The 9425-nt window shown below is 67.3% G+C and carries 8 protein-coding genes; 3 read left to right on the forward strand and 5 right to left on the reverse strand.

Annotated features, from left to right (window positions below; genetic code table 11):
• From AC1D1T_RS26620 to AC1D1T_RS26630, 3 genes are all read left to right on the forward strand, one after another.
• A partial coding sequence (locus AC1D1T_RS26620) for a DUF3426 domain-containing protein (protein ID WP_477992812.1) occupies positions 1-513 on the forward strand: 513 nt, incomplete at its 5' end.
• A 48-nt stretch (positions 514-561) separates the two neighbouring features.
• Positions 562-1467 carry a carbohydrate kinase family protein gene (locus AC1D1T_RS26625; protein ID WP_477841785.1) on the forward strand — a complete coding sequence of 302 codons (906 nt, stop codon included), beginning with the start codon at positions 562-564 and terminating at the stop codon, positions 1465-1467.
• A 135-nt stretch (positions 1468-1602) separates the two neighbouring features.
• On the forward strand, positions 1603-1953 hold the full coding sequence (locus tag AC1D1T_RS26630; RefSeq protein WP_477992813.1) for a hypothetical protein: 351 nt from the start codon (positions 1603-1605) through the stop codon (positions 1951-1953).
• A 53-nt stretch (positions 1954-2006) separates the two neighbouring features.
• Here the strand turns inward: AC1D1T_RS26630 and AC1D1T_RS26635 are convergent, their stop codons facing one another.
• The 5 genes from AC1D1T_RS26635 to AC1D1T_RS26655 form a co-directional block, all read right to left on the reverse strand.
• Positions 2007-2507, reverse strand: a complete 501-nt coding sequence (locus AC1D1T_RS26635) for a histone H1-like DNA-binding protein (protein WP_047506623.1) — start codon at positions 2505-2507, stop codon at positions 2007-2009.
• A gap of 227 nt (positions 2508-2734) precedes the next feature.
• The gene (locus AC1D1T_RS26640) at positions 2735-3937 is read right to left on the reverse strand and encodes a ribonucleotide-diphosphate reductase subunit beta (RefSeq protein ID WP_465112852.1); all 1203 of its coding nucleotides are present in this window, start codon (positions 3935-3937) and stop codon (positions 2735-2737) included.
• A 154-nt stretch (positions 3938-4091) separates the two neighbouring features.
• Entirely contained in the window at positions 4092-7040 is a 2949-nt protein-coding gene (locus AC1D1T_RS26645) for a ribonucleoside-diphosphate reductase subunit alpha (protein ID WP_047506615.1), read from the reverse strand.
• Positions 7041-7592: 552 nt separating this feature from the next.
• The gene (gene ampD, locus AC1D1T_RS26650) at positions 7593-8231 is read right to left on the reverse strand and encodes a 1,6-anhydro-N-acetylmuramyl-L-alanine amidase AmpD (protein ID WP_477992814.1); all 639 of its coding nucleotides are present in this window, start codon (positions 8229-8231) and stop codon (positions 7593-7595) included.
• The coding region (locus tag AC1D1T_RS26655) for a sigma-54 interaction domain-containing protein (protein ID WP_477992815.1) at positions 8206-9425 on the reverse strand (1220 nt) is incomplete at its 5' end. The genes ampD and AC1D1T_RS26655, both read right to left, overlap by 26 nt.

Genomic DNA, 9425 nt, shown 5'->3' on the forward strand with positions numbered 1-9425 from the left:
GCCCCCGGCTTCGTGCGCGAAGCCCGCCAGCGCGAGCGCTGGCGCAGCCCCTGGGTGCGCGGCGTGCTGTCGCTGTGCGCGATCGGGCTGCTGGCCGGGCTGGCCGGCCAGGCGGCGCTGCATTTCCGCGACACCATCGCTGCGCAGTGGCCCGACACCAAGCCGTGGCTCGCGATGGCCTGCAAGCAATGGCATTGCGAGATCGGCGCGCCACGCCGCATCGACGACCTGGTCGTCGAGAGCAGCGCGCTCGCGCCGGCCAATGGCGGCGCGGCCTACAAGCTGTCGGTCGTGCTGCGCAACCGCAGCGCGCTGGCGCTCGCGATGCCGTCGATCGACCTGAGCCTGAGCGACCCGAGCGGCCAGCTGGTCGCGCGTCGTGCGCTCGCGCCGTCGGACTTCCGCGTCGCGACGCCGGTGGTCGCGGCGGGCGCCGAGAGCAGCCTGCAGGTGCTGCTCTCCACCGACGGACGCCGCGTCAGCGGCTACACCGTCGAGATCTTCTATCCCTGAATCACCGACCCTGAACGCGAACGCCGCGTTCCTCTCCCGGAGCCTCCCATGTCAGCCCTCATCTGCGGATCCCTCGCCTTCGACACCATCACGATGTTCCCCGGCCGCTTCGCGCAGCAGATCCTGCCGGAGCAGGTGCACATCCTGAACGTGTCGTTCCTGGTGCCGACGCTGCGCCGCGAGTTCGGCGGCTGTGCCGGCAACATCGCCTACACGCTCGCCAAGCTGGGCGGCGAACCGCTGGTGATGGCCACCGTGGGCGCCGACGACGTGGAGTACCGCGCGCGCATCGCGTCGTGGGGCGCCAGCACCGAGTTCGTGCGCAACGTGCCGGACAGCTACACCGCGCAGGCCATCATCATCACCGACACCGACAACAACCAGATCACCGCCTTCCACCCCGGTGCGATGCAGGCGGCGCACACGACGACGGTGCCGACCGATCGCGGCGTGCGCATCGCGATCGTCGCGCCCGATGGCCGCGACGCGATGCTGCAGCATGCGCAGCAGCTGGCCGATGCGCAGATCCCGTTCATCTTCGATCCGGGCCAGGGCCTGCCGATGTTCGACGGCGCCGAGCTGAACCGCTTCATCGCACAGGCGAGCTGGGTGACTGTCAACGACTACGAGGCGCGCATGCTGTCGGAGCGCACCGGGCTGAGCATCGAGGCGATGTCGCGCTCGCATCTGAAGGGCGTCGTCGTGACGCTCGGCGCCGAGGGCTGCGAGCTGTGGGAGCAAGGCGTGCGCACGCGGGTACCGGGCGTGCCGGCGACCGAGGTGCTCGACCCGACCGGCTGCGGTGACGCCTTCCGCGCCGCGCTGCTGTACGGCCTCGAACGCGGCTGGACGCTGGAGCGCTGCGTCGGCCTGGGCAACCGGATCGGCGCGCTGAAGATCGCCAGCCGCGGCGGCCAGAACCATGTGATCGATCGCACGGCACTCGGGGTGTGAGCGGAAGGTTCCCTGGAGCGAGGGGGTGACCCATCGGCATTTCCGGGATATCTTCACGCCCTGCGTCAGACAAATGTTGATACTGTCGTCGGGGTTGATCGGTTCGTCGAAAAGAGCCGGCAAAGGGAATACGCGATGCAGGCTTTCCAGTCACTCGTCCTGGCTTTCACGACACTCGCGCTCTGCGCGGTGACGTGGGGCGCATGCCATTGGTGGTACGGCCGCCGCCTGAAGGCCTTGCAGCAGAAGGTCGACAAGATGGAGAAGGCCCGGCACGTCGCCGGCTTGCACGCGCAGCAGGCGCGCAAGCAGATCGAGCAGCTGCACAAGCAGATGGCGGTGCTGCAGCAGAAGCGCAGCGACCTGCAGGCGGTGATGCAATCCCAGCTCGACGTCGACCTGCCGATGCCCACCGGCGGCCGCACCGGGGCCGGTGACGGTCCGATCCTGCCACCCAACGGGTTCGCCGACACGCTGCCGATGTAGCGGTCAGAAAAAAACCCGGCCGAAGCCGGGTTTTGTCTGAACGCCTTCCGGCCTCAGGGCTTGTTGCCCGTCGGGAAAGGCCACGCAGCCGCAGGGCTGAGCGCGGTCTTGGCTGCAGGAGCAGCCGCAGGCTTCGCAGCAGCAGGCGCAGCAGGCGCCGCGGGTGCCGCCTTCTTGGCGGCCGGCTTCTTGGCCGCCTTCTTGGCCGCAGGCTTCGCAGCCTTCTTCGCAGGGGCCTTCTTCGCAGCAGCCTTCTTGGCAGGCGCCTTCTTGGCAGCAGCCTTCTTCGCCGGCGCCTTCTTGGCCGCGGCCTTCTTCGCCGGAGCCTTCTTCGCCGCAACCTTCTTCGCTGCAACCTTCTTCGCCGGCGCCTTCTTGGCCGCGGCCTTCTTTGCCGGCGCCTTCTTGGCGGCGACCTTCTTCGCTGCGACCTTCTTGGCCGGAGCCTTCTTCGCTGCGACCTTCTTCGCCGGGGCCTTCTTCGCCGCGACCTTCTTTGCCGGAGCCTTCTTCGCTGCCGCCTTCTTGGCCGGAGCCTTCTTTGCAGTTGCCATTACATTTCTCCTTGATCAAGTTGAAAGAGCACTGCCCTGCGCCGGCGCCATGCCGATGCGAGGCAGTTATTCACTGTCCGAAGTCGCCCAGGAGGGACGCCCCGGTACGGTGAATGGGGTTGCAGGCCGTTGGCCACCGCGTGCTTGGCGGTGATCTCTTGACGGCCTGCGAATCTTGATCTCGTCCATGACCTGTTGCTGATCTCTGTGATGCAGTCAGCGAAGCGTCAGTCCCACGAGAGGGCGCCACCGGATTGGTACTCGATGACACGCGTCTCGAAGAAGTTGCGCTCCTTTTTCAGGTCGATCATTTCGCTCATCCACGGGAACGGGTTTTCCTCGTTCGGGAAGAGCTCTTCCAAACCAATCTGCGTTGCACGCCGGTTGGCGATGTAGCGCAGGTAACCCTTGAACATCGATGCATTGAGGCCCAGCACGCCGCGCGGCATGGTGTCCTCGGCGTAGCGGTATTCGAGCTCGACGGCCGTCATGAACAAGGCCTTGATCTCGGCCTTGAACTCCGCCGTCCAGAGGTGCGGATTCTCGAGCTTGATCTGGTTGATCAGGTCGATGCCGAAGTTGCAGTGCATCGACTCGTCGCGCAGGATGTATTGGTACTGCTCGGCAGCGCCCGTCATCTTGTTCTGGCGACCGAGCGCCAGGATCTGCGTGAAGCCGACGTAGAAGAACATGCCTTCCATCAGGCAGGCGAACACGATCAGCGACTTCAGCAGCGTCCGGTCGTTCTCGGGCGTTCCGGTGTTGAAGTTCGGATCCATGATCGCGTTGATGAACGGGATCAGGAATTCGTCCTTGTCGCGGATCGACTTCACCTCGTTGTAGGCGTTGAAGATCTCGCTCTCGTCCAGCCCGAGCGACTCGACGATGTACTGATAGGCGTGCGTGTGGATCGCTTCCTCGAAGGCCTGGCGCAGCAGGAACTGGCGGCATTCGGGCGCCGTGATGTGGCGGTAGGTGCCCAGCACGATGTTGTTGGCGGCCAGCGAATCGGCAGTGACGAAGAAGCCGAGGTTGCGCTTGATGATGCGGCGCTCGTCGTCGCTCAGGCCGTTCGGATCCTTCCAGGTCGCGATGTCGCGCGACATGTTCACTTCCTGCGGCATCCAGTGGTTCGCGCAGGTCGCGAGGTACTTCTCCCACGCCCACTTGTACTTGAACGGCACCAGCTGGTTGACGTCGGTGCGGCCGTTGATGATGCGCTTGTCGGCGGCCTTCACGCGTTGCGCGGCGGCAGGAGCGGAGGTGCTGGAAGTGTTCAGGGAGGTGGGGATCAAGGGGGAGGCAGGTGCTGCGATCGCAGCATCGAAGTCAGGAGATGGAGCGACCGCACGCGCTTGAGAGGGCAGGCTCTGCGCGGGACTCGCTTTGTGAGAGATCGAGGGTTTAAGGTCTTCTTCCCAAACCAACATGGTGGACTTCCTTGACGCGTTGAATTATGAGAGTGTTGTGTTGAAACACCAAGCACTTATTGACATCGCGAGCACTTCGCTGTTGCTGTGTCGCATCGAAAAACGCGCGTGCATTCGCGAAGACTCGCGATGAGCACGCGCGTTGCTCAGTGCATCACTGGCACGCTTCACACGTCGGGTCGTCGATCGCGCAGAACTTGATGTCGGTGGCAGGCTCTTGCGATGCGGAGAACACCGGCGCAGCGGCCGTCATCACCGGCGCAACAGCCACCGCAGCGACCGGCGCCGCACCCATCGACGACGATCCATCACCGCTCGACACCGAGTTCATCTGCCCCGCCTTCACGGTCGACTTCTCGGCATGCGTCGCGCCGACGGTGCGCAGGTAGTAGGTGGTCTTCAGGCCGCGCGTCCACGCGAGCTTGTAGGTCTCGTCGAGCTTCTTGCCCGAGGCGCCGGCCATGTAGATGTTCAGCGACTGCGCCTGGTCGATCCACTTCTGGCGGCGCGCGGCGGCCTCGACCAGCCACTGCGTCTCGACCTCGAAGGCCGTCGCGTACAACGCCTTCAGGTCGGCCGGCACGCGGTCGATGCGGCGCAGCGAACCGTCGAAGTGCTTCAGGTCCATCACCATCACGTCGTCCCACAGGCCGAGCTTCTTCAGGTCGCGCACCAGGTACTCGTTGACGATCGTGAACTCGCCCGACAGGTTGGACTTCACCGACAGGTTGCCGAACGACGGCTCGATCGACGCGCTGACGCCGATGATGTTCGAGATGGTCGCGGTCGGTGCGATCGCCACGCAGTTGGAGTTGCGCATGCCGTGCTCGGCGATGCGGCTGCGCAGCGCCGACCAGTCCAGCGTCGCGCTGCGGTCGACGTCGACATACCCGCCGCGGGCCTCGGCCAGCAGGTCGAGCGAGTCGATCGGCAGGATCCCCCTGTCCCACAGCGAGCCGCGGTAGCTGGAGTAGCGGCCGCGCTCGGCCGCCAGTTCGGTCGACGCCCAGTAGGCGTAGTAGCAGACGGCTTCCATCGAGCGGTCGGCGAACGACACCGCGTCGTCCGAGGCGTACGGCGTGCGCAGTTCATACAGCGCATCCTGGAAGCCCATGATCCCCAGGCCCACCGGGCGGTGGCGCAGGTTGGAGTCACGCGCCTTCTTGACGGCGTAGTAGTTGATGTCGATCACGTTGTCGAGCATGCGCATCGCGGTGGCGACGGTCTTCTTCAGCTTCGCGTGGTCGATCTGCACCGTGCCGTCGACCTGCTTCAGGTGGTGCACCAGGTTCACCGAACCCAGGTTGCACACGGCGATCTCGGTCTCGCTGGTGTTCAGCGTGATCTCGGTGCACAGGTTGCTCGAGTGCACGACGCCGACGTGCTGCTGCGGCGAGCGCACGTTGCAGGCGTCCTTGAAGGTGATCCACGGGTGGCCGGTCTCGAACAGCATCGAGAGCATGCGGCGCCACAGGTCCTTGGCGGGGATCTTCTTGAACAGCTTGATCTCGCCGCGCGCGGCCTTGTCTTCATAGCGCGTGTAGGCCTCCTCGAAAGCCTTGCCGAACTTGTCGTGCAGGTCGGGGCAGGTCGACGGCGAGAACAGCGTCCAGTCGCCACCCTCCATCACGCGGCGCATGAACAGGTCCGGAATCCAGTTCGCGGTGTTCATGTCGTGGGTGCGGCGGCGGTCGTCGCCGGTGTTCTTGCGCAGCTCCAGGAACTCCTCGATGTCGAGGTGCCAGGTCTCCAGGTAGGCGCAGACGGCGCCCTTGCGCTTGCCGCCCTGGTTCACCGCGACGGCGGTGTCGTTGACGACCTTCAGGAACGGCACGACGCCCTGGCTCTTGCCGTTGGTGCCCTTGATGTGCGAACCGAGCGCGCGCACGTTGGTCCAGTCGTTGCCCAGGCCGCCGGCGAACTTCGACAGCAGCGCGTTCTCCTTCAGCGCTTCGTAGATGCCTTCCAGGTCGTCGGCGACGGTCGTCAGGTAGCAGCTCGACAGCTGCGAGCGCTGCGTGCCGGCGTTGAACAGCGTCGGCGTCGAGCTCATGAAGTCGAAGCTGGACAGCACTTCATAGAACTCGATCGCGCGCGCTTCGCGGTCGATCTCGTTGAGCGCCAGGCCCATCGCGACGCGCATGTAGAAGGCCTGCGGCATCTCGATGCGCACTTCGTTGATGTGCAGGAAGTAGCGGTCGTACAGCGTCTGCAGGCCGAGGTAGTCGAACTGCAGGTCGCGCTCGGCCTTCAGCGCCGCGCCCAGGCGGACCAGGTCGTACTGCAGCAGCTTCTCGTCGAGCCGCTCGGCCTGCACGCCCTTCTTGATGAAGCCGGGGAAGTAGTCGGCGTAGCGCGCCGGCATCTCGGCCTGCAGCACCTCTTCACCGAGGATTTCCTTGCGGATCGTGTGCAGCAGCAGCCGCGCGGTGGCGCGGGTGTAGCCGGGGTCCTTCTCGATCAGCGTGCGCGCGGCCAGGATCGCGGCCTTGTGCACTTCATCGATCGGCACGCCGTCGTAGAGGTTGCGGCGCGTCTCGGCCAGGATGGGGTCGGGCTTCACGTCGGCGCCCAGGTCGGCACAGGCCGATTCGATCAGCACCTGCAGGCGGGCGAAGTCGAGCGGCACGCGCTGGCCGCGGTCGATCACCATCAGCGCCGGCTCGGCGGCGGCCGCGGCCACGTGGCCCTGCTTCGAACGCTCCTGCGAACGGCGCTCGCGGTACAGCACGTAGGCACGCGCCACCTCGTGGTGGCCGCCGCGCATCAGGCCGAGTTCGACATGGTCCTGCACGTCCTCGATGTGGAAGGTGCCGCCGCCCGGGCGCGAACGCAGCAGCGCGCGCACGACCGATTCGGTCAGCCCGTCGACCGTCTCGCGCACGCTGGCCGAGGCCGCGCCCTGCGTGCCGTGCACGGCGAGGAACGCCTTCATCAGGGCGACGGCGATCTTGTTGGGTTCGAAGGACACGACCGCGCCGTTGCGGCGGATGATCTGGTAGCCCTGGTAGGCCGACGCGGAGGCCGCGGGGCCGGTGCCGCTGCGCGGCGTGCTGCTGGTGGAGGAGGCGGCGTTGGGAGTGACGTTGCTGACTGCTTGCATGGATACCCCTTCTTGTGGTCTGTCGACGCGATACGGATTCAATGACCAGGGCTCACGCCGGACCCGCCCCACAGCGCAAAGGCTGCGGCGCGCCGCCGGCGCTGAGCCGCCGAAGACGCATGAGAAGGACCGGTGAAGAACGATGGACGAGCGCGATGGGTGAGGCTGTGGAACGGCTTGCCAACACGCGGGACCCGGGTGCCGCCCTGTCGCTGCTGCTCGTCATGACATGTCGTCGCACGTCATTGACACCGGCAGCAAGGGCGGGCGCGGGCCTGAAGATGTTGGGACAAGAGAATACCACGAGGGACACTATATCTGGGGGCTCCCCACCCTTCAAGCACTAGCTATAGCGTCCCGACAAACAAGGGGGATGAAGCGGCGGTGCACCTCGACGCGCCGTTTTTGATTGCCGCGYGGCCTCGGCGCCCACCGGCGCTGCACCTGCGGCGATGCATCCGCGCGCAGCCTTGCGCTCCCGCCGATTTGCGCCGCAGACGCCGATGGAAACTGGCTTGCCGCGATGCGAACGCAGGCCCTCTCGTGCGGCACTCAGCGCGGCCCGCGCAAGCCTTCGGGAAAATACCGACCGTGCCAGCGCAGGCCCTCGGTCACGCGCGGCCAGTCGAAGCCCGGGCCGGGGTCGATCTTGCGGCCGGGTGCGACATGCTCGTGCCCGGCCACGCCCTGCAGCGGATAGCGCCGCGCGAGCGCGCGCAGCAACGGCAGCAGCCGCGCGTACTGCGCCTCCTCGAAGCGCTCGCCCTCCAGCCCTTCCAGCTCGACGCCGACCGAGAAGTCGTTGCAGTTCTCGCGCCCGCGCCAGGCCGAGCGGCCGGCGTGCCATGCGCGCTCGTTGCACGAGACGAACTGCAGCAGCTCGCCGTCGCGCCGCACGACGAAGTGCGACGACACCTGCAGCCCGCGGATCTGCTGGAAGTAGGGGTGCGCGTCCCAGTCGAGCCGGTTCGCGAACAGCCGCTCGATCGCATCGCCGCCGTACTCGCCGGGCGGCAGGCTGATCGAGTGGACGAGGGCCAGTTCGACCGCGCAGCCGGCCGGCCGCGGCCCGAAGTTGGGCGACGCGCAACGGCGGGCCTGTTCGCACCAGCCGTCCGCGCCGACCTGCAGCACGGTGAGGGCGGGGGCCGGCTCGCGAACCGGTTCAGCCGGGTTCGCCGCGCTCGACATCGACCGGGTCGTCGGTGCCCCCGACGTTGACGCCCAGGCGGGCCATCCGGTAGCGCATCTGGCGCAACGACAGCCCGAGGCTCGCGCCGGCCGCCGTGCGGTTGTAGCGGTAGCGCTCGAGCGCGCGTTCGAGCACGTCGCGCTCGATGTCGTCGAGGTAGGCCGCGAGGTCGCTCGGCAGCGGCGCCTGCACCGGCGCGACCGGTGCGCGCACCGCCTCTGCCGCCGCCGCAGCGGCCGGCTTGGCCGACACCACCGGCGTCGCATCGAACTCCGCGGCATCGCTGTCGCTGAACACCAGCTCGGAGACGCCCAGGTCGGCCACGTCGATCACGTCGCCCACCGTCAGCGCGACCGCGCGGTGCAGCAGGTTCTCGAGTTCGCGCACGTTGCCGGGGAAGCTGTAGCGGCTGAGCTGCACCATCGCATCGCGCGTGAGCCGCGGCGCGGGCGACACGCCGGCATCGCGCGCGATGCGGTCGAGCACGCGGTCGCAGATCGACGGCAGGTCTTCGAGCCGCTCGCGCAGCGGCGGCACGCGGATCTGGATCACGTTGAGGCGGTAGTACAAGTCCTGGCGGAACTTGCCGGCCTGCACTTCGGCGCCGAGGTCCTTGTGGGTCGCGCTCAGCAGCCGCACGTTGACCGCCTGCTCGACGACCGCACCGACCGGGCGCACCGAGCGCTCCTGGATCGCGCGCAGCAGCTTGCTCTGCATCGCGAGCGGCAGGTCGCCGATCTCGTCGAGGAACAGCGTGCCGCCGTTGGCGGCCTGGAAGAAGCCCTCGCGGTCTTCGTTGGCGCCGGTGAACGCACCCTTGCGGTAGCCGAAGAACTCGGCCTCGAGCAGCTGCTCGGGAATGGCGCTGCAGTTGACCGGCACGAAGGGCTGCCCGGTGCGCGGACTGATCTCGTGGATGGCGCGCGCCACCAGCTCCTTGCCGGTGCCCGATTCGCCGTTCACCAGCACCGGCGCCATGCTGCGTGCCACCTTGTCGATCAGCTGGCGCACCTGCTGCATCGCCTGCGACTGGCCGGCCATGCGCGCGAGCGCCTGGCTGACCGGGCCGGCGTGGGCCGGCGCGGGCGCCGATGCGGGCAGCGATGCGACCGGGCGGGCCGTCACCGCGCTGGCGTTGCCGGGCGAGACGGGCGGCGCACCGTTCTCGGACGGCAGGCTGGACGGCACCATCG

The organism is Rhizobacter sp. P2_H3 (assembly GCF_056403355.1).